The following is a 23,075-nucleotide window of genomic DNA, read 5'->3' on the forward strand; positions in this document are numbered from 1 at the left end:
TCGACCTAGTGGGCGCAGGCTACGCACTCGGGGCTGGAGTCTGCTGGGCACTGTACATCCTGTTCGGGCAAAAGGCCGGGGCCGAAAACGGTATCCAGACCGCAGCCCTGGGAGTCATGATCGCGGCACTCTTCGTCGCCCCTATTGGCATCGTCCACGCCGGCTCCGCACTACTCACACCTTCCTTGATCCCCGTAGCCCTGGGCGTGGCCATCTTGTCTACCGCGCTTCCCTATAGTCTGGAGATGGTCGCCCTGACTCGCATGCCCGCGCGCACCTTTGGCACCCTGATGAGTATCGAACCCGCTTTCGGTGCACTTTCCGGCCTGCTATTCCTGCACGAATACCTTTCCCTCGCGCAATGGATGGCCATCGCCTGCATCATCCTAGCTTCCGTAGGGGCAACCCTGACCATGCGCCGCGAGTCCAAACCATTAGTTGCGGTTGATTGAGATTCAACTCTGGTAATTGCCGTTCAATTAGGCCATGTTTAGTCGGCTACTCAACGTCAGCCATGGAGTTGTCAGACAGGGATATCGCAAACGCAAAAGACCATAGCTAATGCAGTCACACTCGGGCGTTAGATCCGGGGCTAGCGATAAGGACGGGGATGAAACGATTTTTGATAATGTTGGCCGTACTTGCCATTGCAGGCTGCGCTGCGACCGCGAAAACTGAAGTCAAACGGGGTAAGAAAGGACTCCACATCAACTGCTCGGGTTTGTCTTCTTCCTGGGACAAGTGCTACACCAAGGCCACCCAGTCCTGCGGCCCCAAAGGCTACAAGGTGATCGCCAAATCTGGTGATGCCGTGGAGGACCCGGGGGATTACCCCTTCGGCCTGAACCCAGCCGGTTACACCAGCCGCAGCATGATCATCATCTGCAAATAGTGGCACCGTTCAATCTTCGGGCAGCCCTTCCAGCTGCCCAATGATCTGTTCATGGCTCGACGCCAGCACCTGCTGCTGGATACTCGGGCTCACCAGCATTCGCGCCACCACCAACGCGCCGACACACTGCGACAGAATCGACCAGGCCAGGCTTTCGCTACCTAAAGTCTGCGCCCAAGCCTGATGCAAACGGCAGATCCAGTCTTGCGCCTCCTGTCGGACTTCGACACTGCCCCGAGCAATCTCCGCACCCAACGCTGGCAACGCACAGCCCGCTCCCGGCTGCTGCAGATGCGCCACACTCAAATACTGCTTCAGACAGCGCCGCAGCTTTGCCTGATTCTGCCGCCCCTCCCCGCCCAGGCGCTCCAGGCTCTGGCTCAACTCGCGCTCGACGATGGAACCGAACAACTCATCCTTGGACGTGAAGTGCGTATAAAAAGCCCCGCCACTGAGGCCGATGGCCTTCATCAACGCATCCACACCGACAGTAGAAAAACCGTTGTTCTTGGCCTGGGTGGCACTGCTCTGTAGCAGGCGTTCACGGGTTTCCTGCTTATGGCCGACTGAATAACGCATTCCTGATGGACTCCCCTGCTCGCTTGACGACAGAAAAATCATAGCATAACGTTCGTTTAGTTAACGATCGTTTACCCAATAGCGAGCCTCCCATGACTACAGCCTCGAACAAGAACAAAGTCGTACTGGTGGTCGGTGCCGGTGATGCCACCGGTGGTGCCATTGCCAAGCGTTTCGCCGCAGAAGGCTTTACTGCCTGCGTGACCCGACGCAGCGCGGACAAACTGCAGCCGCTGGTGGAGGCCATCCAGCAAACCGGTAGCCAAGCCCATGGCTTTGCCTGCGATGCGCGCAAAGAAGAAGACGTGGTGGCACTGATCGAACAGATCGAAACCCAGATCGGTCCGATCGAAGCCTTCGTCTTCAACATCGGCGCCAACGTGCCCTGCAGCATCCTTGAGGAAACCGCACGCAAATACTTCAAGATCTGGGAGATGGCCTGTTTTTCGGGCTTCCTCAATGCCCGCGAGGTGGCCAAGCGCATGGTCACCCGCAAGCGCGGCACCATCCTGTTCACCGGCGCTACCGCCGGGGTCCGCGGCGCCGCAGGCTTTGCCGCCTTTGCCGGCGCCAAGCACGGTATCCGCGCCCTGGCCCAGAGCATGGCCCGGGAGCTGGGGCCCTTGAACATCCACGTCGGCCACATCATCGTCGACGGCGCCATCGACACCGACTTCATCCGCACCAGCTTTCCCGAGAAATATGCCCTCAAGGATCAGGACGGCATCCTCAACCCCGAGCATATCGCCGAGAACTACTGGTACCTGCACAGCCAGCCCCGTGATGCCTGGACCTTCGAACTGGACCTGCGCCCCTGGAACGAACGCTGGTAATCCCCTTCCATAACAACAATCAGGGAATCTGCATCATGAATAAAAAGGTGGAGTTCTTCTTCGACCTGGGCAGCCCGACTTCATACCTGGCTTACACCCAACTGCCGAAGATCTGTGCCCAGACCGGCAGTCAACTGGTCTACCAACCCATGCTGCTGGGCGGCGTCTTCAAGACCACCGGCAACGCGTCCCCCATCAGCGTCCCCGCCAAAGGCCGCTACATGCTGCAGGACTTGGCGCGCTTCGCCCAGCGCTACCAGGTGGAGCTCAATTTCAACCCGCAATTCCCCATCAACACCCTGCTGCTGATGCGCGCCACGACCGGAGTGCAGATGCATTTACCGGAACGCTTCATCGATTTCATCGACTGCCTGTTCCGCGCACTCTGGGTCGACAAACGCAACCTCAACGACGCCGCCAGCGTCGCCCAGGTCCTGGAGCAAGGCGGTTTCGCCCCACAGCAGATCCTCGATTTGAGCAATGCCGAGGACGTCAAGACCGCTCTCAGGAACAACACCGAACAGGCGTTGCAGCGGGGAGTATTCGGTGCTCCCAGCATGTTCGTGGGTGAGGAATTGTTTTTCGGTCAGGATCGGCTCGACTTCGTCCGGGAAGCCTTGAGCAAGTGACCACCGGCATCTGCGGCGACGCTTGAGTCGCCGCAGCCACCTCACCCGCGTTGCGCGGGTGAGGCCTTGCATCAGATCGCCGCAGTGCGCGCCTGCAACCACTCCAGCGCCGCCCCTTCCAACAGTGGACTGAGACGCCGGCGAACATCACCGTGATAAGCGTTGAGCCACTCGCGCTCATCCTGAGTCAGCAACGACGGTTCCAGGCAACGGCTGTCGATCGGGCACAACGTCAGGGTTTCAAACTTCAGGAACTCACCAAACTCGGTCGTACCTGCCTCACGGTTCAACACCAGATTCTCGATCCGCACCCCCCAACGCCCGGGACGATAAGTCCCCGGTTCGATGGAGGTAATCATCCCCGGCTGCATCGCGGTTTGCGGCGCCGGTGCGGCCTGATAGGCAATCACCTGCGGCCCCTCATGCACATTCAGGAAGTAGCCGACACCATGCCCGGTGCCATGTCCGTAATCCACGCCTTCGGCCCAGATCGGCGCACGGGCGATGGCATCCAGCAGCGGCGAAAGAATGCCCCGAGGGAACTGCGCCCGGGACAAGGCGATAACCCCCTTGAGCACTCGGGTGCAATCGCGCTTCTGCTCGGCACTTGGTTTACCGATCGGCACCATGCGGGTGATATCGGTGGTGCCGCCCAGGTACTGGCCGCCGGAGTCGATCAGCAACAGGCCATCGCCCTCGATCACCGCGTGTTCTTCAGGTGTGGCGTGGTAATGAGGCATCGCCCCATTGGCATTGAATGCGGCAATGGTATTGAAACTCAGGGAGACATAACCCGGACGCCGCTCACGGGCGGCGGTCAGGTGTTCATCAATGGTCAGCTCGGTGACTCGTTCACGCCCCAGGGCACTCTCCAACCAGGCGAAGAATTCACAGAGGGCCGCGCCATCCTGCTCCATGGCCTGACGAATGTGCTCGGCGTCCGCCAGGCTCTTGCGCGACTTGGCCAAGGTAGTGGGATTGAGCCCTTCCAGCAGCTTCACCCCGGGAAGCAGATTGTCCAGCAGGCCGCTGGTGACCCGTGCCGGATCAATCTGCAAGGTCGCGTCTTCAGGCACTGCGCGCAGCGCCGCCGCCACTTCCGAATAGTCCCGCAGGCTCACGCCATCCGCCTCAAGCACCCCACGCAGGTGGTCATCGACCTTGCTCAAGGCCACGAACAAAGTGGCCTGCTGCTGGCTGATCAAGGCGAAGGACACAAACACCGGGTTGAACGAAACGTCCGCCCCACGCAGGTTGAACAGCCAGGCGATGTCGTCGAGGGTGGCGATGAAATGCCAATCCGCGCCACGCTCCTTCAGGGTTTCCCGCAGCTTGCCGAGCTTCTCCACCCGGCTCTGCGTCGCCTGTGGCGGCAAGTGTTGATACACCGGCTGATCCGGCAACGCGGGACGATCACTCCACACTTCCTGGAGCAGATCGATGTCGGTCCGCAGACGGGCTCCGCGCTCCTGCAACTTGGCGCTCAGGGTGCGGGCCGAGGCCACAGCCATCACCGCGCCATCCACCGCCACCACCGCGCCTTGCGGAGTCTGCTCCGCCAGCCAGTCCAGGGGGCCAGGCTGGCCCGGCTGCAACTTCACCAGTTCGATACCACTGCCCTTGAGCTCCTTGCTGGCCTGTTCCCAGTAACGGCTGTCGGCCCAGACTCCGGCAAAATCCGCGGTCACGATCAGCGTGCCCACCGAGCCATGGAAGCCCGACAGCCACTGGCGCCCCTGCCAGTAACCCGGCAGGTATTCCGACAGATGCGGGTCGGCCGACGGCACCAACAAGGCATGAATGCCCTCGCGGCTCATCAACTGACGGACGTGCGCCAAGCGCTGGGGGACCACTCCCTGGGTCGAAGGCTGGGTACTCATTGTGTCTCCTTAACCGGCTTATTCATTGTTATGGAAGATCGAGATCACTCGACCCTCAAGACTGGGCTCCGGCCCAGAACGCCGGAGCAGTGGCGCATGACGCCTTGATCAATTGTGCGGCGCGATCCACATCCTCCTCGGTGGTAAAACGCCCGAGGCTCAAGCGAATGGTACGACTGGCCTGCAGTGCATCGTGCCCCAGGGCCAGCAGCACATGGGAAGGCGCATTGCTCGCCGAATTGCAGGCCGAGGTCGCGGAAAACGCCAGGGACGCACTCAGAGCTGCCGAGTCGAAGCCCCCCTCGCTGAAAGTCAGGCTCAAGGTATGGGGAATGCGCTGGCTGACACTGCCATTCAAGCGCAGGCCGGCAATGCCCGCCAGTTGCTCCAGCAGTCGCTGGCGCAAGCGGACGATGGCCGCGGTTTCTTCCTCGAACAACTCACCCGCCAGGGCAAAGGCCGCGCCCATGGCGGCGATCTGATGGGTGGCCAGGGTCCCGGAACGCAATCCGCCTTCGTGACCTCCGCCATGAATCTGTGCCAGCAGCCGCTGCTGCGCCCGCGGCCCGACATACAACGCGCCGATGCCCTTGGGGCCATACAATTTGTGCGCGGAAAACGACATCAGGTCCACCGGCCAGTGCCCAAGATCAATCGCCACCTTGCCGGCACCCTGGGCCGCATCCACATGCAGCAGCGCACCTCGCTCACGCACCACCCGGCCAATCGCCGGGATGTCGTTGAGGGTGCCCAGTTCGTTGTTGACCAGCATCAACGACACCAGAAAAGTGTCGTCGCGCAAGGCTTCACTGACCGCCTGGGCCGTGATCAACCCGTCCGCATCCGGCACCAGATAGGTCACCGCCACGCCGGCTTCCTGCAACTGGCGGGCGGTGTCGAGCACCGCCTTGTGTTCGATCTGGCTGGTGATGATGTGCCCACCGCTCAGGCCCCGGGCCTGCATCACGCCCTTGAGCGCCAGGTTGTTGGACTCAGTGGCGCCGGAGGTCCAGACGATCTGCTCCGGCTGCGCGCCCACCAACTGTGCGACTTGCTGCCGGGCGCGCTCGACACTGCGCCGCGCCTCCTGGCCAAAAGCATGGGAACTGGACGCCGGGTTGCCGAAATTGGCGTTGAAACCCAGACATTCCAGCATGACCTGGATGACCCGCTCATCCACCGGCGTGGTGGCGGCGTAGTCGAAATAAAGAGGACGTTTGTTCATGACTAAAGACCCGCAGAGCTTGTTCCAGGATCGGCATTGGCTCAGAGAAGATGATGCACAAGCGCGCCGTACAAGAACGGCGCGTCAACAGCGGGCACTGAGCAATACGCGATCGGATGCAGTTAAAGAAGAACACCTTCGTTTAAAAGTGCGTAGGAACGCTCCTGGGACGCAGCTTAACAGGCTCGGGGCAACGCGTTGAAGCGCCGCTTAACTGATGTTCTCCAGCAGCAAGGGCGCCAGGGAAATCACCAGCAATCCGGCCATTCCCAGATTGAACAGGCGCAGCCAGCGAGGGTTGCGCAGCACATTGCGCAACAGGCTGCCGCATGCGGCCCAGAGGCTGACCGTAGGGGCGTTGATCAAAGCGAACACCGCCGCGATCACCAGCACATTGGTGAAGTAGCCCTGCAACGGGGTGTAAGTGCTGATGGCCCCCACCGCCATCACCCAGGCCTTGGGATTGACCCACTGAAACGCCGCAGCCCCCCAATACCCCAAAGGTTGCCCCTGGCCCTGTTGCTCCTCTGACATGGGCCCGGAACGGGCGATCTTCCATGCCAGGTACAGCAGGTATGCCGCTCCGACATATCGCAGCACGCTGTACAGCAACGGATAAGCCTCGAACACCGCCCCCAGGCCCAGGCCAACCGCCAGCACCAGAACGAAAAAACCGCAGCTGATGCCCAGGATATGAGGAATGGAACGGTTGAAGCCGAAGTTCACCCCCGAGGCCAGCAACAGGGTGTTGTTAGGGCCGGGCGTGATGGAAGTGACCAGGGCAAACAGGGCGAACGCCAACAGCAGGTCAACGGAAAGGGTCATGAATGCAAGGTCCTGGGCAAGGGCGATCAGGCCTCGACCCTAACTCAGGGCCTGCCTGAAACCCACGGACAGTTACGCAAAACTTCGACCCGTACAGTTCTCTTCAACTGGCCGGATGGTGTCGACTGATATTGCGCTGGGCGCTCATCTCGCCCTGGCGGTCGAACGCCGCAGGACGGCCAAGCAACTCGGCCTTTTTCTGCTGGTACTCATCGAACGACAAGCCGCGGCGATTCAAGGCTTCCAGCGCCAGTTCGCGGGTTTCCTCGGCCGTGTAGGGACGCAGCTCAGGAGTGCCCGGGCTGGCGCAGCCGGCAAGCACGCTAAAAACCAACATCGACAGAACAACGGAGGAAGCCTTCATGGCGAGCACCTGGAGCGGGTTGCGAACAATGAACAAAGGCTACTCGCGCACCGGCACTGGCAAAAATCATCCCGCTCGATAGTCGCTATTGACCGTTCCAAGGCCTTGGCAGTCGCTCCTTATATTCCATAAAGACCTATAAATATGGAAACAAGCTCTTTTGAGGAATAACAGCAAGCCTTTATAACAGCTGCATTGCGTTGCCCAACTGTTGCCCTGGCAACTGTTCGTCCGGCAACAGTCGATCAACAAAACAGTGCCTGCGCAACAGCAGCCAATACGCACCGGATCGCCGGAAAGCCCCGTAATACAAGGCTTTAACGGATTGGTACAGCTCTTGCTCCCGATCCAGGACACCTGCCATTGCTCGTAGAGCCACTGTTTAAAAAGGAACCGATCATGTCCCGTCCCTTGAACGTCGTTGCCCTCTCCGGTGGAACCTGGCGCCCGTCCCGCACCTTGGTGCTGACCCAGGCCCTGCTGGACGAACTGTCCGGGCACCTGCCGATCAACAGCCACCTCATCGAACTGGGCGATATTGCCCGTCCGCTAGGCGCAGCCCTGTCGCGCCAGGAACTGCCGGCCGAGGTCGAGGCCGAGCTCCAGGCCATCGAAAACGCCGACCTGTTGATCGTTGCCGCCCCGGTCTATCGCGGCTCCTACCCCGGGCTGCTCAAGCACCTGTTCGACCTCATCGACCTGAACGCCTTGATCGATACCCCGGTGCTGCTGGCCGCCACCGGAGGCAGCGAACGCCACGCCCTGGTGCTGGATCACCAGTTGCGTCCGCTGTTCAGTTTCTTCCAGGCCCTGACCCTGCCGATTGGCGTGTACGCCACCGAAGCCGACTTCAGCCATTACCAGATCACCAGCGAACTGTTGAAAGCCCGCATCCAGCTGGCCGCCGAACGGGCCGCGCCGCTGTTTGGCGCTCACCCGAAAAACCTGCTGAAAATCGCTTAAGGACCTGTCATGGATGTGTTCTGGTTTCTTCCGACCCACGGCGACGGCCACTTCCTGGGCACTGCCCAGGGCGCCCGCCCGGTCACCCTCAACTACCTCAAGCAAGTCGCCCAGGCTGCAGACAGCCTGGGCTACCACGGCGTGCTGATTCCCACCGGACGCTCCTGCGAAGACTCCTGGGTCATCGCCTCGGCCCTGGTGCCGCTGACCGAGCGCCTGCGCTATCTGGTGGCGATTCGCCCGGGGATCATCTCCCCCACTGTTTCCGCGCGCATGGCCGCCACCCTGGACCGGCTGTCCAACGGCCGCCTGCTGATCAATGTGGTCACCGGTGGCGACCCGGACGAAAACCGTGGCGACGGCAGCTTCCTCAGCCACAGCGAACGCTACGAAGTGACTGACGAATTCCTGCAGATCTGGCGCCGGGTGCTGCAAGGCGAAGCCGTGGACTTCGAGGGCAAGCACCTGCATGTGCAGAACGCCAAGGCCCTGTATCCACCGGTGCAGAAACCCTACCCCCCGCTGTACTTCGGCGGCTCCTCCGAGGCCGCCCACGAATTGGCCGCCGATCAGGTGGACGTGTACCTGACCTGGGGCGAGCCTCCGGCGGCGGTGGCCCAAAAGCTGGCCGACGTGCGCGAACGCGCCGCGCGCAAGGGCCGCACGGTGAAGTTCGGCATTCGCCTGCACGTGATCGTCCGCGAAACCGAGGACGAAGCCTGGAAAGCCGCAGATAAACTGATCGAACACATCAGTGACGACACCATCGCCGCCGCCCAGCAATCCTTCGCGCGCTTCGACTCCGAAGGTCAGCGGCGCATGGCCGCCTTGCACGGCGGTCGCCGCGATCAACTGCAGATTGCTCCCAACCTCTGGGCCGGGGTCGGCCTGGTGCGTGGTGGCGCCGGCACCGCCCTGGTGGGCAACCCGCAACAAGTGGCCGAGCGCATCAAGGAATACGCCGACCTGGGGATCGAGAGCTTTATCTTCTCCGGCTACCCGCACCTGGAAGAGGCCTATCGCTTCGCCGAACTGGTGTTCCCACTGCTGCCGGAACCCTATGCCAGCCTGGCCGGCCGCGGTGTGACCAACCTCACCGGGCCGTTCGGCGAAATGATCGCCAATGACGTGTTGCCCAACAGCCGCTGAAATCCCCAAAGCTGTTGTAGGAGCCGGCTTGCCGGCGAAGGCGATCTTCCGGCCCTCTTCGCTGGCAAGCCAGCGCCTACAGCTCGCAGCACCTTTTCCCGGCCGCCGCAACGGCCACGAACGAGGAACACCGCGTGACTGCCAAACCGCAAAGCGCCCTGTTGTCCCCCTTGCAGACCGCCCGCCAACTGGCCGCCGAGTTTGCCCTCACCGCCGTCGAACGCGATGAACGTGGCGGCACCCCCAAAGCCGAGCGTGATGCCCTGCGCCACAGTGGCCTGCTGGCCCTGAGCATCCCCACCCAGTTCGGCGGGCTCGGCGCGCCCTGGAGCGAAACCCTGAACATCGTCCGCGAGTTCGCTCGGGTCGACAGCTCCATCGCCCACGTCTTCGGCTTCCATCACCTGATGCTGGCCACCGTGCGCCTGTTCGCCAAGCCTGAGCAATGGCAACCCTGGTTCGAACAGACCGCGCGCAAGAACTGGTTCTGGGGCAACGCCCTCAATCCACTGGACACCCGCACCCTGGTGAAGAACCTCGGCGGCTGGCGCGAGTTCTCCGGCAAGAAGAGCTTCTGCTCGGGGGCCAGCGATTCGGAAATGCTCATCGCCTCGGCGGTGGATGAAAGCAACGGCGGCAAATTGCTGATCGCCGCCATCCCCAGTGGTCGCAGCGGCATCACCCTGCACAACGACTGGAACAACATGGGCCAGCGCCAGACCGACAGCGGCAGCGCCACCTTTGAACGGGTCAGGGTGGAAGAGTCGGAACTGCTGCTGGACCCGGGCCCGCTGAGCACCCCGTTCGCCTGCCTGCGCCCGCTGATCGCTCAGCTGACCTTTACCCACATGTTCCTCGGCATTGCCGAAGGCGCCTTCGAGGAAGCCCGGCAATACACCCTGAGCGAGACCCGGGTCTGGCATAAGTCCAGCGCCCAGGATGTGCGCCAGGACCCTTACATCCTCAGCCACTACGGCGAATTCTGGGTGGCCCTGGAAGGCATCCGCCTGCTGGTGGAACGGGCCGCCGGGCTGCTGGACCAGGCCTGGGCCAAAGGCCCGAACCTCAGTGCCGAGGAGCGCGGGCACCTGGCCACGGCGATCGCCACCGCCAAGGTTGCCGCCAGCCGCCAGGGCCTGGACCTGTGCAGCCGGCTGTTCGAAGTCACCGGCGCACGTTCGACCCACGCCTCCCTGCGCCTGGACCGCCATTGGCGCAACCTGCGCACCCAGACCCTGCACGACCCGCTGGATTACAAGCTCCACGAACTGGGTGACTGGGCACTGAACCAGTCCCTGCCGACCCCGACTTTTTACTCCTAGCCCTTTTGTTCACGGAGAGTGCCGATGCAGCTGCTGACCCTACCCCCTTCGCCTGCCCTGGCGACCTCGATCCGCGCCACCGCCCAGGTGTTCGAGGACCCGAAATCCCAGGCCCTGCTGGCGCACCTGCAACAGGTGGCACCCAGTGAAGCCAGCGTGCTGATCATCGGTGAAACCGGGACCGGCAAGGAACTGGTGGCACGCCATATCCACAACCTCAGCGCCCGGCGCAACCGGCCGTTCGTGGCGGTGAACTGCGGCGCCTTCTCCGAATCCCTGGTGGAGGCCGAACTGTTCGGCCATGAAAAAGGCGCTTTCACCGGCGCCCTCAGCGCCAAGGCCGGCTGGTTCGAAGAGGCCGACGGCGGCACCCTGTTCCTCGACGAGATCGGCGATTTGCCCATGGCCATCCAGGTCAAGCTGCTGCGGGTGCTGCAGGAGCGCGAAGTGGTGCGCCTGGGCTCGCGCAAAAGCATTCCCATCGATGTGCGGGTCCTGGCGGCCACCAACGTGCAACTGGAAAAGGCCATCAATGCCGGGCACTTTCGCGAGGACCTGTATTACCGCCTGGACGTGGTCAGCCTGGAACTGAGCCCGCTGCGCGAACGCCCCGGCGACATCCTGCCCCTGACCCGGCACTTCATCGAGGCCTACAGCCAGCGCCTGGGCTACGGCAGCATCAGCATCAGCAAAGAGGCCGAACACAAACTCAAGAGCTACAGCTGGCCGGGCAACATCCGCGAACTGGAAAACGTCATCCACCACACCCTGTTGATCTGCCGCAACGGCGTAATCGAGCGCGATGACCTGCGCCTGTCGAACATGCGCATCGAGCGTGCCGACGACAGCCATCCCAGCCACGACGACTCCGCCGAAGCGCTGCTGGACCGCGCCTTCCAGAAACTCTTCGCCGAGCAGGCCGGCGCCTTGCATGAAAAGGTCGAGGACGCCCTGCTGCGCGCGGCCTATCGCTTCAGCCACTACAACCAGGTGCACACCGCCAACCTGTTGGGCCTGAGCCGCAACGTCACCCGCACCCGGCTGATCAAGATCGGCGAACTGGCGGTCAACAAGCGGCGCCCGGTGGACGCCCACAGCGAACGCACCCTGCAGTTGTCGATCTAGAGCAGGTTGCAGTGCAAGGCATTGTCCTGGCTGCGGGCAATACTGCTCAGCACCTGGAACGAACCGAAGGTCACGGTCTTGGCCTGATGGGTCAGGATCAACTGCCAGAAATCCTGCTCGCCGCTCTCGAAACGCTCGAAGGCCGCCTCGCCGGCTTCCCGGGATTGCCATTGCAGGTAATTGAGCACCCGCCGACCGTCGTCGCTGGCCTGCACACTGGCACTGAGAAAGCCGTCATAGCCCTGGGCCAGGCGCTCGGTCTGCGCGGACAAGGCCGACACCAGAGCCTCCTGCTGGTGCGGTTCGATCTCGAACTCGATCAACTGGGTGAAACTGCGGTTTCTCTCAAATGCGGTCATGAACAGCTCCTTACAGCGGTCGGACAGAATCTTGCGATTGAATGCGCTGCAGGGTAAAACCTCTAGTTAAGTCAAGGTCAAGCCTGTTTTTCATCCTGGTGCCCTTTAATGATCGAACCCGACGCCCTCCACAAAGAACTGACGGTGGGCCAGCTCTCGGCTCGCAGCGGCGTGGCCGTGACCGCGCTGCACTTCTACGAAAGCAAAGGACTGATCAAGAGCAACCGCAACGCCGGCAACCAGCGGCGCTATCCGCGCTCGGTGCTGCGTCGCGTGTCCCTGATCAAGGTGGCCCAGCGCCTGGGCATTCCCCTGGCGGAGATTGGCCAGGCCCTGGCGACCCTGCCCGCCGACCGCGCGCCCACTGCCGCGGACTGGCAGCGCCTGTCGGAACAGTGGAGCCGCGAACTGGACGAACGCATCCGCCAACTGAGCCTGCTGCGCGAGCGGCTGAACCAGTGCATTGGTTGCGGCTGCCTGTCCATGGAAGGGTGTCCGCTGCGCAACCATGGGGATGCCCTGGGAGACGCCGGCCCGGGCGCCCGCCTGCTGGAGCCCGACGCCACCACCCCGTAGCCGGCTTCCCTCGAAGGAGCCGGCTTGCCGGCGAAAGCGATCTCGCGGGCCCCTTCGCTGGCAAGCCAGCTCCTACGGCCGGGGACGGGGCGATGCTCAGAAGCCGGGGGCGATCTGGCCTTTGTAGCGGGTCAGGATGAATTGGCGCACAGCGTCGGAGTTCAGCGCCTTGGCCAGTTTCTGAATCCGCGGGTCGTTGCGGTTGTCCGGGCGGGCCACCAGGAACTCGATGTACAGGTCCTTGCCCTTCTCTACGATCAAGGCGCTGTTGGTGTCGATCCCGGCCTCCAGGGCGTAGTTGGCGAACACGAACGCCAGGTCCACCTGGCTCACCGAACGGGCCAGCAAGGCGCCTTCCAGTTCACGGATCTTCAGGTGCTTGGGGTTGTCGACAATGTCACGCGGGGTGGCCAGGGTGTTGCTCGGGTCCTTGAGCTTGATCAGCCCCGCCTCATGCAGCAGCACCAGGGCACGGCCGGTGTTCACCGGGTCGTTGGGAATCGACACCGTGGCGCCGTCCTTGAGCTCGGCAATGTGCTTGATCCGGGTGGAATAGGCACCGAAGGGCTCGATGTGCACCCCCACCACCGGCACCAGGTCGGTGTGCCGGGTCTTGTTGAAGTCGTCGAGGAACGGCCGGTACTGGTAGTAGTTGGCGTCGAGGTTCTTCAACGCCAATTGCTGGTTGGGCTGGATGAAGTCGGTGAAGACCTTGATGTCCAGGTCCACGCCCTCCCTGGCCAACTCGGGTTTGACGAATTCGAGGATCTCGGCGTGAGGAACCGGGGTGGCGCCCACCACCAGTTTCTCGTTGGCATGCACGCTCAAGGACAGCACAGCGGCCAATACGGCCAGGGTCTTTTTCATGGAGTTGCTCCTAAGGCAGATGACTGACAGCCGTCGTGAGGCGCACGTGGGCCGTGTGTTTTGGGGATTTGTTATTCACGGGTTTGATTCAACGTCGGCTGTAGCGCGCCACCAGGCGGTCGCCGGTCATCTGCAGGGCCTGCACCAGCACCAGCAGCAAGACCACGGTGACCAGCATCACGTCGGTCTGGAAACGCTGGTAGCCGTAGCGAATGGCCAGGTCCCCCAGCCCGCCAGCGCCGATCACCCCGGCCATGGCGGTGTAGTCCACCAGCACGATGGCGGTCACCGTGACCGCTGCCAGCAGGCCGCCTCGGGCTTCGGGCAACAACGTGTAGCGGATGATCTGCCAGGTGCTGCCGCCCATGGCCTGGGTCGCCTCCACCACTCCACGGTCCACCTCCCTCAGGGCGGTTTCCACCAGCCGGGCAAAGAACGGTGTACAGCCCACCACCAGCGGCGGGATGGTGCCCGGCACGCCGAGGGAGGTGCCCACCAGCAGGGTGGTCAGCGGAATCAGCACGATCAGCAGGATGATGAAGGGCAAGGAGCGCAGCACGTTGACCAACACCGACAGCACTCGATAGATCCCCTGGGCTTCATGCAACTGGCGCTGGCCGGTGAGAAACAGCAGCACCCCCAGCGGCAGCCCCAATAGCACGGTAAAGCCCAGGGCCGCACCGAGCATGCTCAGGGTGTCGAGACAGGCCTGGGCGATATCGGCCCAATAAATGTTCTTGAACCACTCGGCCATGGCATCAGGACCAATCGTGGCGCGGTGGCTTGATGTCGTTGAGCAGCCAGTTGCCCACCACGTGGTACTTCCAGCGCACCGGGTCGTGCAGGGTGTGCACCCGGGCATTGCGCCAGTGGCGGTCGAAGTTGTGGCGCTTGAGGGTCGAGCGGGTGCCACCCAACTCGAACAGCTTGTTGCTGGCCTCGATGGCGATTTCGGTGGTCAGCACCTTGGCCTTGGCCACCGCCAGGGAAGCCCGGGCGACACTGTCTTCATCAGGTGCCGGACGCGCCGCATCCAGGGCCAGGCCGGCCCGTTCCAGAAGGGCTTCGGCGGCCTCCAGGCGGATCTCCAGGGCCCCCACCTGGATGATGGTCAGCGGATCTTCACTGGCCTTTTCCACCCCGGCATCGATCCACGGCCGGGCGTGCTGACGAACAAAGGCGATGGTGTCCCGTAGCGCCGCCCGGGCGATGCCGGCGTCGATGGCCGCCGTGGTCAGCTGGGCGAAGGGCCCGGCCAGGGTCGGGCTTTCATAGGAGCGATAGGTGGGGAACAGGTTGAAGGTCGGCACCAGCAGGTTTTGCGCCAGCACCGTGCCGCTGGACGTGGTGCGCTGGCCGATGCTGTCCCAGTCATCGATCACCACCAGCCCTTCGCTGCCCCGGGGCACAAAGGCCAGTTGCCCGCGGCCCTGCTCGTCCAGGGCCAACACCGCCAGCCAGTGGGCGTACAGCGAACCGGTGCAGTAACCCTTGCGGCCGTTGATCACGTAACCGTCACCTGAGCGCCGGATGCTGGCCTGAATGTCCTGAACGTTCTTGCCGCCGGTTTCCGACAGCGCATTGGCAAAACGGTGGCCTTGCAGGGCCAGGGCAAAAAAATGCGCCTGCTGCTCCGGGGTGCCTTGCAGGCGGATGTCTTCCAGCAGGCAGTAGTGATTCTGCGGGATCTGCCCCAGGGACGGATCGGCGGCGGAAATGATGGCGATCACCTCGGCCAGCACCGCGTAGGACACCTGTGCACCGCCATATTCCCGGGGCACGCTGATGCCCCACAGGCCACTGTTGGAATACAGGTCGACCACCTGCGACGGCACCTCACGAGTGCGGTCGCGCTCGGCGTCCTGCTCCAGCAGGACAGCAGCCACGCGCCGGGCCACGATCAACGCTTCGGCGCCATCGCGGATCACATGGGCGGCCGGGGTATGCAGGGGATAAAAGGCAGATTCAGGCAATGAAGACATACAGCACTCTCGGGCGAATGAAGGTTCCACCCCGCCATTGCAGCTTCTGTGCCGAAAGATCAGCCCTGTGAAATCAAGGACTTACAGGCCGTTCCTGGCGGTTGCCCAGCGGGCCGCCAGACAAATTGCTGGAGGGCTGTTGTTGGGCCAACAGTGAGTCGCTGTTGCCTGGACGACACCTCGTCAGCCCACACCGGTACCGAAGGTTCCCGGGTATAGAGTGAAAGCTGCTCGATCCAGCGACGGACCCATTTCCAACAACATCAAGGAGAAACCCAGATGAGCGTCAAACCCATTCCCGAAGGCTTCAACGGCGTCACTCCCTACTTGGGCATCAAGCGCGCCGCCGAGGCCATCGAGTTCTACAAGCAGGCCTTCGGCGCGGTGGAAACCATGCGCCTGGAGATGCCCGACGGCAGCGTGGGCCATGCCGAACTGCGCATCGGCGGCTCGGCCATCATGCTCGGCAGCCCCTGTGAAGAAACCCCGATGGAAAGCCCGGACAGCCACAAGACATCGGTTGGGCTGCATCTGTATGTGGAAGATGTCGATCGCAGCTTCGCCCGGGCATTGGCCGTCGGCGGCACCGAGGTGTCGGCAGTCAAGGACCAGTTTTACGGCGACCGCAGCGGCAGCCTGCGTGACCCGTTCGGCCATGTGTGGTTCCTGGCCAGCCGCAAGGAAGACCTGAGTACCGAGGAAATCAGCCGGCGGGCGCAGGAAATGTTCCAGCAACAACCCCATTGACCCGCCCTGACGCCCAGCCGGCGAAGGCGATCTCACGGTCCCCTTCGCTGGCAAGCCAGCTCCTACACTGGTCAGCCGCCCCTGATGCACAAATCGAACGACCAGGAATCCCCGTTTCACGGGGCTTTCCTGGCTTCGTAACATTTACTTTCATATCGCCTTTCAGGATTTACGATTCTCATTCGTCTTAATTAGATGCAGCAGGCCGCGTTGGCCAAGGCTATGCCCGGCACCTTTGCGCCGGGCTCGGCCCAGGGTTCCAGTGCCGCTCCATTCCTCGAATCAAGACGCCCACTCCATGTCGAAGAAGTCCCGTTCAAAAATCTGGTTTCTGGTGCACAGCTGGCTGGCCCTGCCCATCTGGTTCTTCGTGCTGATCGTCTGTGTCACCGGCACCCTGGCGGTGGTCAGCCAGGAGATCGTATGGCTGGCCAATCCGGATATCCGAGCCAGTAAACCCAGCGATGATGCCCAGCCGCTCAATTACGACCAGATCGTGGCGGCCATCCAGCAGGCCGACCCCAGCACCCGCATCGATACCATCGTGACCCCGGACGAAAGCCATTTCGCCCTGAGTGTCAGCGTCAGCTACCCGGACGGCCGTTCCCCAACGCTGTACGTCAACCCCTACACCGGGGCGATCCAGGGCACCAGCCCAGTGTTCGACTTCCAGGGCTTCACCCGGGCCCTGCATGGCTGGTGGCTGGTGCCCTTCACCAACGGCTACAGCTGGGGTTGGTACCTGGTGTCGTTCCTCGGCCTGCCGCTGCTGATCTCGTTGATCACCGGGCTGGTGGTCTACAAGAAGTTCTGGAAGGGCTTTCTCAAGCCGACCCTGCGCCTGCGCCATGGGGCACGGATCTTCTGGGGCGACTTCCACCGCCTGAGCGGCATCTGGTCCATCTGGTTTATCACGGTGATCTCGATCACCGGTATCTGGTTCCTGATCGAGGCCGTGCTCGCCGACAACCACATCAGCATTTCCAGCCAACCCATTGTTCCGGTCATCGCCCGGGAGCAGGTGCCGACCACCACCGACGGCAGCCCCGCGCCGATGATCGGCCTGGACCAGGCCATCGGCATCGCCACCCAGAAGATCCCCGGTTTCGACATCAGCTTCGTCAGCCTGCCAAGCAATGCCTACAGCCACCTGTACGTAGGCGGTCGTGGCTGGTACCCGCTGATGTACCAGACCGCCAACATCAACCCCTACACCGGCTCCCTGGACACCTCTCACCTGCTGGGGGACCGCAGCACCCTGGAGTTCGTCACCGAGTCCATGCGCCCGCTGCACACCGGAGATTTTGGCGGGATCTGGGTCAAGCTGATCTGGTTCTTCTTCGGTCTGGTGCTGAGCATGATGGTCCTCAGCGGGCTGTTGATCTGGACCAAGCGCACCGCCCTGGCCACCGCCAACGCCCTCAAGCGTGAGGAGAAGGCCGCCCGGGCGCGTCCCGCGAGCAAACCCGTGCCGACGCCCACCCCGGCCATGAGCATCGAAACTTCGGAGAGCCACCCGTGAGCCAGACCCACAGCGCAACCGCGCCTTCGCAGCTGAGCCGGCTTTGGCATAAATGGCGCTTTCACCTGAACATCCTGCTGTTGCTGATCCCCCTGGGCTTCATGCCCAAATACCTCGCCGATGCCTCGTTGTTTCGCGGCGACAGCGGCCTGGGGGAACGGGAGATCGGTGAAATCCAGGTCGGCCCCTGGAGCCTGCGCCTGGCCGAGATGCGCAACGAAGCGCCGCGCAGCGATGGCCCCGCCGGCTACCTGAAAAGCTTCAACGCCGCCCTGTGCCAGGCCTGCATCGAACCGGTCAAGGCGACCTACCTGCGCATCGGCAAACCCCGCAGCCTGCGGGCCGCCGGGGTGATCTTCTTCGGTAGCCCGTACCGCATGGGGGCCAGCCTGCCGATTCCGCAAAAGACCAAAGCCGACGCTGAGCTGTGGATCACCCTGGAAGGCTGGGACGGCAGCATGCACCAGGCATCCATTCCCCTGAGCCAGGCGTCCCCCGCCACCGTGGCCTGGCTCGAAAAACAAGGAGGCAAATGATGATTCGCGCAGTATCTACCCGGCGCCTCGGCGCCGCTGCCCTGTTGCTGCTGAGTGCCGCCTTCAGCCACAGCGCCCTGGCCCACAACCCGATGTGCGAGTGCAAGGCCATCGACGCCGAGCAGATCCGCTGCACCGGCGGTTTTTCCGATGGCAGCGGCGCTCCGGGGGTGACCCTGGACGTGATCGGCTACGACGAAACCATCCTCGTGCCGGGCAAGCTCGGCAGCGATTCGACCCTGACCTTCAAGAAACCCTCCAGCGAGTTCTACGTGCTGTTCGATGCCGGCCCCGGTCACGTGGTCGAGATCGACCAAGCGGATATCGAGACCCCATGACTCCTGCCACCACCCAGGTCGTGCGCCCCGCCGGCGCCGGTCACGAAACCCTCTACGTCCTGTTGCTGTGCCTGCTGATTCTGTGTGTCGCCGGCAGCGTGGTGCTGTGGCGCGGCGAAACAGTCGAAACCGCCAGCGTCGCCAGCCACCAGCTCGACGCCCGCCGCGATCTGAGTGCCGGCGAACAAGGCATCTACGCCGACCTGCGAGTGACCCTCGACGAGATCCATCTGCTGCAGGCCGAAAGCCAGACGCTGCCGAGCCCGGAGCAACTGGCCGAGGAAGGCTTCGCCCCCTTTGCCCAGGACGCCAGCTCGGTGAGCCGTGGTGGCCATGCCTGGCAATTGCAGGACCAGGCCTACCTGGGCCTGAGCCAGAACCCGCAAGTGGCCGGCTCCTTCCTGATGCGCCTGGACACCGAAGATCAGGCCAAAGTGGACATCTGGCTCAACCGCGCCCCGTCCGTCGCCGTGCCGGTCGATCTCAGCGACGCGACGCTGGCCGCCGCCGGCTGGCAACAGGTGGTCGCGCAATTCGATGCCGGGGTGACTCGCCAGCATCGTCACTGATCTTTTTGCATTCACCCGAGAGAAGAACGCTAGCCATGCCCATTTCATCGCAACGCCGCCCATTCCTGCGGGTGCTGCTGGTCAGCCTGCTGGCCCTGGTGCTCAGCCCCCTGGTCAGCGCCGACCCGGCCAAGCGCCTGCGCATCGGTATCACCCTGCACCCTTATTACAGCTACGTGGCGAACATTGTCGGCGACAAGGCCGAGGTGGTGCCGCTGATTCCCGCCGGCTTCAACCCCCACGCCTACGAGCCCCGGGCCGAGGACATCAAGCGCATCGGCAGCCTGGACGTGATCGTGCTCAACGGCGTGGGCCACGATGACTTCGCCGACCGCATGATCGCCGCCAGCGAGCGCCCGGACATCCCGGTGATCGAAGCCAACGAGAACGTGCCGCTGCTGGCCGCCACCGGCGTCGCCGCCCGGGGCGCCGGCAAAGTGGTCAACCCGCACACCTTCCTGTCCATCAGCGCCTCCATCGCCCAGGTCAACAACATCGCCCGGGAGCTGGGCAAGATGGACCCGACCAACGCCAAGACCTACACCCAGAACGCCCGGGCCTACGGCAAGCGCCTGCGGCAGATGCGCGCCGACGCCCTGGCCAAGCTGACCCAGGCGCCCAACGCCGACCTGCGGGTGGCCACGGTACACGCGGCCTACGACTACCTGCTGCGCGAGTTCGGCCTGCAAGTCACCGCGGTGGTGGAACCGGCCCACGGCATCGAGCCCAGCCCAAGCCAGTTGAAGAAGACCATCGACCAACTGCGCGAGCTAGACGTCAAGGTGATCTTCTCGGAGATGGACTTCCCCTCCACCTACGTCGAGACCATCCAGCGCGAATCCGGGGTCAAGCTCTACCCGCTGTCGCACATTTCCTACGGCGACTACAGCGCCGAGAAATACGAGAAGGAAATGAAAGGCAACCTCGACACCGTGGTCCGGGCCATCCAGGAGGCCGGGGCATGACCGCCATCGAGACCCTGCTGCGGGGCCCGGCCATCGAGTTCGACCAGGTCAGCCTGACCCTGGGCCGCACCACCATCCTCGACCGCGTGACCTTCCAGGTGCAGCCCGGCAGCGTGCACGCACTGGTGGGGCCCAACGGCGGCGGCAAGAGTTCGCTGATCAAGACCCTGCTAGGGCAGATGCCGCACCAGGGCCAACTGCGCCTGCAATGGCCCGGCGCGGCCGGCACCATCGGCTACGTGCCCCAGGCCCTGGAGTTCGACCGTGGCCTGCCGATGACCGTGGACGATTTCATGGCTGCCATGTGCCAGCGCCGCCCGGCCTTCCTTGGCCTGAGCCGGCATTACGCCCAGGCCATAGGCGAGGCCCTGGAACGGGTCGGCATGCAAGACAAGCGCAAACGGCGCATGGGCGCCCTGTCCGGGGGTGAACGCCAGCGCGTGCTGCTGGCCCAGGGCCTGATCCCGGCCCCGCAACTGCTGGTGCTGGACGAACCGATGTCGGCCCTGGACGAAGCCGGGATCCAAGTCTTCGAACGCCTGCTCCACGATTGGCGCCAGAGCGGCATCACCCTGCTGTGGATCGAGCACGACCTTGAGGCGGTGGGCCGCCTGGCGGACCGAGTCACCGGCCTCAACCGCCGGGTGCTGTTCGACGGTCCGGCGCAACAGACCCTGACCCCGGAGCGCCTGCTCAGTCTGTTCTCCACCCATCCACGAGCCGCCGGGAGCGCTGCCTGATGACCTATGAAGCATTTCGCCTGATGGTCCAGGGTTGGGCCTCGGCCGGCTACCTGCCCGAAGCCCTGGCCTACGGCTTTGTGGTCAATGCGTTGCTGGCCGGCCTGCTGATCGGACCGGTCCTGGGCGGCCTGGGCACACTTGTCGTAGTCAAGCGCTTCGCCTTCTTCTCCGAAGCCGTGGGCCATGCGGCGCTGACCGGTGTGGCCATCGGTATCCTGCTGGGCGAACCCTACACCGGCCCCTACGGCAGCCTGTTCGGCTATTGCCTGCTGTTCGGCATCCTCCTCAACTACCTGCGCAACCGCACCGGGCTGGCTCCGGACACCCTGATCGGGGTGTTCCTCTCGGTGTCCCTGGCCCTGGGCGCCAGCCTGCTGCTGATCCTGGCCGGCAAGATCAACGTGCACATCCTGGAAAACGTACTGTTCGGCTCGGTGCTCACGGTCAACGGCAACGACCTCTTGGTGCTGTTGATCGTCGGCGCCCTGGTGCTGGGCCTGAGCCTGCCGCTGTACAACCGCATCATGCTGGCCAGCTTCAACCCGCAGCTGGCGGCCGTGCGCGGAGTGGCGGTGAAGACCCTGGACTACCTGTTCGTGGTCCTGGTGACCCTGATCACCGTGGCCGCGGTGAAGGTCATCGGCGCGATCCTGGTGGGCGCGCTGCTGGTGATTCCGGCCGCAGCGGCCCGCCTGCTCAGTCAGTCGCTCAAGGGCTTCTTCTGGATCTCGGTGAGCATCGCCACCGTCAGCACCTTGTGCGGCATCTTGCTGCCCATCGTCTTCGACCTGCCGGTGCCTTCCGGCGCGGCCATCATCCTGGTAGCCGGCGTGGCCTTCGCCCTGGCCGCCATCGCCCGCGGCACCGTCCCCAGCCTGAAAGGGAATATCGGATAAATGCACAGTTCACTGCGTCACTTGTCATTGCCTCAACTGAGCCTGGCCCTGATCCTCGGCGGCCTGATCAGCAGCCCGGCCCTGGCCGAGCGCGACCACTTCGAACCGATGCGCGTGGTGGCCAGCCACGGCATGGGCAATACCGCGCTGCACAGCGCCGCCTCGCAGAAACCGCTGACGGTGCTGGCCTCGCTGCCGGTGACCTTCGGCCTGGGGCAGGTCCTGCTGCAGGGCACCCACGTCAAGCTGGAACGGGCGGCCCCGGCCAATCTTCCCGGCTCGCGGCAGACCGCCTATTTCACCGGGCGCGGCGCTGCGGCCCTGAGCAAGCTGGCGCTGGATGCCGACGCGGTGATCGGCCTGCGCTCGATCTGGCCGGACGACCCGCTGTACCCCAATGCCCGGCGCAGCAATATTCGTATCGTCGAGATCGATGCCGCGCGCCCGGTGGATGGCGCCCTGGCCGGGGTGGCCCTGCAACCGGGCCAGAGCGACGGGCTCAATGCCCAGCCCTGGCTGTCCAGCAACAACCTGGGACGCATGGCCGACGTGCTCGCGGCCGACCTGGTACGCCTGGCCCCCGAAGCCAAACCGCAGATCGAGCGCAACCTGGCGGGAATCAAACAACGCCTGCTCAAACTCAGCGCCGACAGCGAAGCGCGCCTGGCCGAGGCCGACAACCTCAGCGTGCTGAGCCTCTCCGAGCACTTTGGCTATCTGGTCAGTGGCCTGAACCTGGAACTGGTGGGAGTCGACGCCCGCGCCGACAACGAATGGACGCCCGAAGCGCTGCAGAAGCTGCAAGCCCGGCTCAAGGACAACGACGTGGCCCTGGTCCTGCACCACCGCCAGCCGTCCGAGGCACTGAAAGCCGCCATCAGCGCCGGTGGCAGCCAGTTGCTGGTCCTTGAAACCGACGGCGCCGACCCGCTCAGCGAACTGGAAGGCAACCTGCAAAAAGTCACCCAGGCCCTAACCCTGTAGCCGCTGCCGCAGGCTGCGAACGGCCTGGGCGGTACTCCGGCGCAGGGACGCGGTGCTCGACAGACAATCGCCAGGCAAGGTCCTGCGGACCTTTGCGCAGCTTCGCCATGGCTCAGCAGCGGCTACAGCACCCATCTCGATCCGGGCTTTTGTAGCCGCTGCCGCAGGCTGCGAACGGCCTGGGCGGCACTCCGGCGCAGAGACG

The 23,075-nt window shown here is 63.6% G+C and carries 27 protein-coding genes (1 of these 27 running past the window's edge); 18 read left to right on the plus strand and 9 right to left on the minus strand.

What is annotated here, in order from left to right; genetic code table 11:
• Nucleotides 1–452, plus strand: the 3' portion of a protein-coding gene (gene rhtA, locus KHO49_RS20335) for a threonine/homoserine exporter RhtA (protein WP_102880365.1). Its footprint begins 436 nt before the window's first position; 452 of the gene's 888 nt are visible here — the last part of the coding sequence; its start codon lies off the left edge, out of view; its stop codon occupies nucleotides 450–452.
• Between the two features lie 158 nt (nucleotides 453–610).
• Nucleotides 611–892 (plus strand): hypothetical protein, encoded by a 282-nt coding sequence (locus tag KHO49_RS20340; RefSeq protein WP_102880366.1) that lies wholly within the window; start codon nucleotides 611–613, stop codon nucleotides 890–892.
• A gap of 9 nt (nucleotides 893–901) precedes the next feature.
• Here KHO49_RS20340 and KHO49_RS20345 read toward each other — a convergent pair whose 3' ends face one another.
• Nucleotides 902–1,471 carry a TetR/AcrR family transcriptional regulator gene (locus KHO49_RS20345; RefSeq protein WP_102880367.1) on the minus strand — a complete coding sequence of 190 codons (570 nt, stop codon included), beginning with the start codon at nucleotides 1,469–1,471 and terminating at the stop codon, nucleotides 902–904.
• Nucleotides 1,472–1,563: 92 nt separating this feature from the next.
• On the opposite strand from KHO49_RS20345, the gene KHO49_RS20350 reads away from it, so the two are divergent.
• Together KHO49_RS20350 and KHO49_RS20355 are read left to right on the plus strand one after the other, a co-directional pair.
• Nucleotides 1,564–2,304, plus strand: a complete 741-nt coding sequence (locus tag KHO49_RS20350) for an SDR family oxidoreductase (protein ID WP_102860983.1) — start codon at nucleotides 1,564–1,566, stop codon at nucleotides 2,302–2,304.
• A 35-nt stretch (nucleotides 2,305–2,339) separates the two neighbouring features.
• Entirely contained in the window at nucleotides 2,340–2,933 is a 594-nt protein-coding gene (locus KHO49_RS20355) for a 2-hydroxychromene-2-carboxylate isomerase (RefSeq protein WP_213665734.1), read from the plus strand.
• Nucleotides 2,934–3,004: 71 nt separating this feature from the next.
• Here KHO49_RS20355 and KHO49_RS20360 read toward each other — a convergent pair whose 3' ends face one another.
• From KHO49_RS20360 to KHO49_RS20375, 4 genes are all read right to left on the minus strand, one after another.
• On the minus strand, nucleotides 3,005–4,813 hold the full coding sequence (locus KHO49_RS20360; protein ID WP_110597231.1) for an aminopeptidase P family protein: 1,809 nt from the start codon (nucleotides 4,811–4,813) through the stop codon (nucleotides 3,005–3,007).
• A 55-nt stretch (nucleotides 4,814–4,868) separates the two neighbouring features.
• Nucleotides 4,869–6,038 (minus strand): cysteine desulfurase family protein, encoded by a 1,170-nt coding sequence (locus KHO49_RS20365; protein ID WP_102880369.1) that lies wholly within the window; start codon nucleotides 6,036–6,038, stop codon nucleotides 4,869–4,871.
• 210 nt (nucleotides 6,039–6,248) lie between these two features.
• On the minus strand, nucleotides 6,249–6,863 hold the full coding sequence (locus KHO49_RS20370; RefSeq protein WP_110597229.1) for a LysE family translocator: 615 nt from the start codon (nucleotides 6,861–6,863) through the stop codon (nucleotides 6,249–6,251).
• A 103-nt stretch (nucleotides 6,864–6,966) separates the two neighbouring features.
• Nucleotides 6,967–7,227, minus strand: a complete 261-nt coding sequence (locus KHO49_RS20375; RefSeq protein WP_102880371.1) for a hypothetical protein — start codon at nucleotides 7,225–7,227, stop codon at nucleotides 6,967–6,969.
• A 399-nt stretch (nucleotides 7,228–7,626) separates the two neighbouring features.
• On the opposite strand from KHO49_RS20375, the gene msuE reads away from it, so the two are divergent.
• The 4 genes from msuE (at nucleotide 7,627) to KHO49_RS20395 (ending at nucleotide 11,786) form a co-directional block, all read left to right on the plus strand.
• On the plus strand, nucleotides 7,627–8,190 hold the full coding sequence (gene msuE / locus KHO49_RS20380) for an FMN reductase (protein ID WP_102860977.1): 564 nt from the start codon (nucleotides 7,627–7,629) through the stop codon (nucleotides 8,188–8,190).
• Nucleotides 8,191–8,199: 9 nt separating this feature from the next.
• Nucleotides 8,200–9,339, plus strand: coding sequence for an FMNH2-dependent alkanesulfonate monooxygenase (ssuD, locus tag KHO49_RS20385; protein WP_102880373.1), 1,140 nt, complete (start codon nucleotides 8,200–8,202; stop codon nucleotides 9,337–9,339).
• 134 nt (nucleotides 9,340–9,473) lie between these two features.
• Nucleotides 9,474–10,661, plus strand: a complete 1,188-nt coding sequence (locus tag KHO49_RS20390; RefSeq protein WP_110597227.1) for an acyl-CoA dehydrogenase family protein — start codon at nucleotides 9,474–9,476, stop codon at nucleotides 10,659–10,661.
• 24 nt (nucleotides 10,662–10,685) lie between these two features.
• Nucleotides 10,686–11,786 (plus strand): sigma-54 interaction domain-containing protein, encoded by a 1,101-nt coding sequence (locus KHO49_RS20395; protein ID WP_102880375.1) that lies wholly within the window; start codon nucleotides 10,686–10,688, stop codon nucleotides 11,784–11,786.
• Here the strand turns inward: KHO49_RS20395 and KHO49_RS20400 are convergent.
• Complete coding sequence (locus KHO49_RS20400) at nucleotides 11,783–12,145, minus strand: antibiotic biosynthesis monooxygenase (RefSeq protein ID WP_102880376.1); 363 nt, start codon at nucleotides 12,143–12,145, stop codon at nucleotides 11,783–11,785. The two genes, KHO49_RS20395 and KHO49_RS20400, sit on opposite strands and share 4 nt — an antisense overlap.
• Before the next feature lie 108 nt (nucleotides 12,146–12,253).
• Between KHO49_RS20400 and soxR the strand changes: the two genes are divergently transcribed.
• Entirely contained in the window at nucleotides 12,254–12,721 is a 468-nt protein-coding gene (soxR, locus tag KHO49_RS20405; protein WP_102880377.1) for a redox-sensitive transcriptional activator SoxR, read from the plus strand.
• Between the two features lie 96 nt (nucleotides 12,722–12,817).
• Here the strand turns inward: soxR and KHO49_RS20410 are convergent, their stop codons facing one another.
• The 3 genes from KHO49_RS20410 to KHO49_RS20420 form a co-directional block, all read right to left on the minus strand.
• The gene (locus tag KHO49_RS20410) at nucleotides 12,818–13,588 is read right to left on the minus strand and encodes a MetQ/NlpA family ABC transporter substrate-binding protein (RefSeq protein ID WP_102880379.1); all 771 of its coding nucleotides are present in this window, start codon (nucleotides 13,586–13,588) and stop codon (nucleotides 12,818–12,820) included.
• An 88-nt stretch (nucleotides 13,589–13,676) separates the two neighbouring features.
• Complete coding sequence (locus KHO49_RS20415) at nucleotides 13,677–14,342, minus strand: methionine ABC transporter permease (protein WP_213665735.1); 666 nt, start codon at nucleotides 14,340–14,342, stop codon at nucleotides 13,677–13,679.
• 4 nt (nucleotides 14,343–14,346) lie between these two features.
• Complete coding sequence (locus KHO49_RS20420; protein WP_213665736.1) at nucleotides 14,347–15,570, minus strand: SfnB family sulfur acquisition oxidoreductase; 1,224 nt, start codon at nucleotides 15,568–15,570, stop codon at nucleotides 14,347–14,349.
• A 279-nt stretch (nucleotides 15,571–15,849) separates the two neighbouring features.
• On the opposite strand from KHO49_RS20420, the gene KHO49_RS20425 reads away from it, so the two are divergent.
• The 9 genes from KHO49_RS20425 to KHO49_RS20465 all read left to right on the plus strand — a co-directional run bounded on the left by KHO49_RS20425 (nucleotide 15,850) and on the right by KHO49_RS20465 (nucleotide 22,870).
• Nucleotides 15,850–16,317, plus strand: a complete 468-nt coding sequence (locus KHO49_RS20425; RefSeq protein WP_110597223.1) for a VOC family protein — start codon at nucleotides 15,850–15,852, stop codon at nucleotides 16,315–16,317.
• 298 nt (nucleotides 16,318–16,615) lie between these two features.
• A complete protein-coding gene (locus tag KHO49_RS20430; RefSeq protein WP_213665737.1) occupies nucleotides 16,616–17,839 on the plus strand; it encodes a PepSY-associated TM helix domain-containing protein in 1,224 nt (407 codons plus the stop codon).
• Nucleotides 17,836–18,375 (plus strand): PA2404 family protein, encoded by a 540-nt coding sequence (locus KHO49_RS20435; protein ID WP_102880384.1) that lies wholly within the window; start codon nucleotides 17,836–17,838, stop codon nucleotides 18,373–18,375. The genes KHO49_RS20430 and KHO49_RS20435 overlap by 4 nt, the downstream gene beginning before the upstream one ends.
• On the plus strand, nucleotides 18,375–18,713 hold the full coding sequence (locus KHO49_RS20440) for a hypothetical protein (protein WP_102880385.1): 339 nt from the start codon (nucleotides 18,375–18,377) through the stop codon (nucleotides 18,711–18,713). Before KHO49_RS20435 ends, KHO49_RS20440 begins: the two co-directional genes overlap by 1 nt.
• On the plus strand, nucleotides 18,710–19,282 hold the full coding sequence (locus tag KHO49_RS20445; protein ID WP_102880386.1) for a DUF6162 family protein: 573 nt from the start codon (nucleotides 18,710–18,712) through the stop codon (nucleotides 19,280–19,282). The genes KHO49_RS20440 and KHO49_RS20445 overlap by 4 nt, the downstream gene beginning before the upstream one ends.
• A 35-nt stretch (nucleotides 19,283–19,317) precedes the next feature.
• Nucleotides 19,318–20,247, plus strand: a complete 930-nt coding sequence (locus KHO49_RS20450) for a metal ABC transporter substrate-binding protein (protein ID WP_102880387.1) — start codon at nucleotides 19,318–19,320, stop codon at nucleotides 20,245–20,247.
• Nucleotides 20,244–20,987 carry a metal ABC transporter ATP-binding protein gene (locus KHO49_RS20455; protein WP_213665738.1) on the plus strand — a complete coding sequence of 248 codons (744 nt, stop codon included), beginning with the start codon at nucleotides 20,244–20,246 and terminating at the stop codon, nucleotides 20,985–20,987. The genes KHO49_RS20450 and KHO49_RS20455 overlap by 4 nt, the downstream gene beginning before the upstream one ends.
• Nucleotides 20,987–21,886 (plus strand): metal ABC transporter permease, encoded by a 900-nt coding sequence (locus KHO49_RS20460; RefSeq protein WP_110597220.1) that lies wholly within the window; start codon nucleotides 20,987–20,989, stop codon nucleotides 21,884–21,886. The genes KHO49_RS20455 and KHO49_RS20460 overlap by 1 nt, the downstream gene beginning before the upstream one ends.
• Entirely contained in the window at nucleotides 21,887–22,870 is a 984-nt protein-coding gene (locus KHO49_RS20465; RefSeq protein WP_213665739.1) for a metal ABC transporter solute-binding protein, Zn/Mn family, read from the plus strand.
• The last annotated feature ends 205 nt before the right edge of the window (nucleotides 22,871–23,075 follow it).

Source organism: Pseudomonas sp. RC4D1, assembly GCF_018390395.1.
Classification (GTDB): Bacteria; Pseudomonadota; Gammaproteobacteria; order Pseudomonadales; family Pseudomonadaceae; genus Aquipseudomonas; species Aquipseudomonas danubii.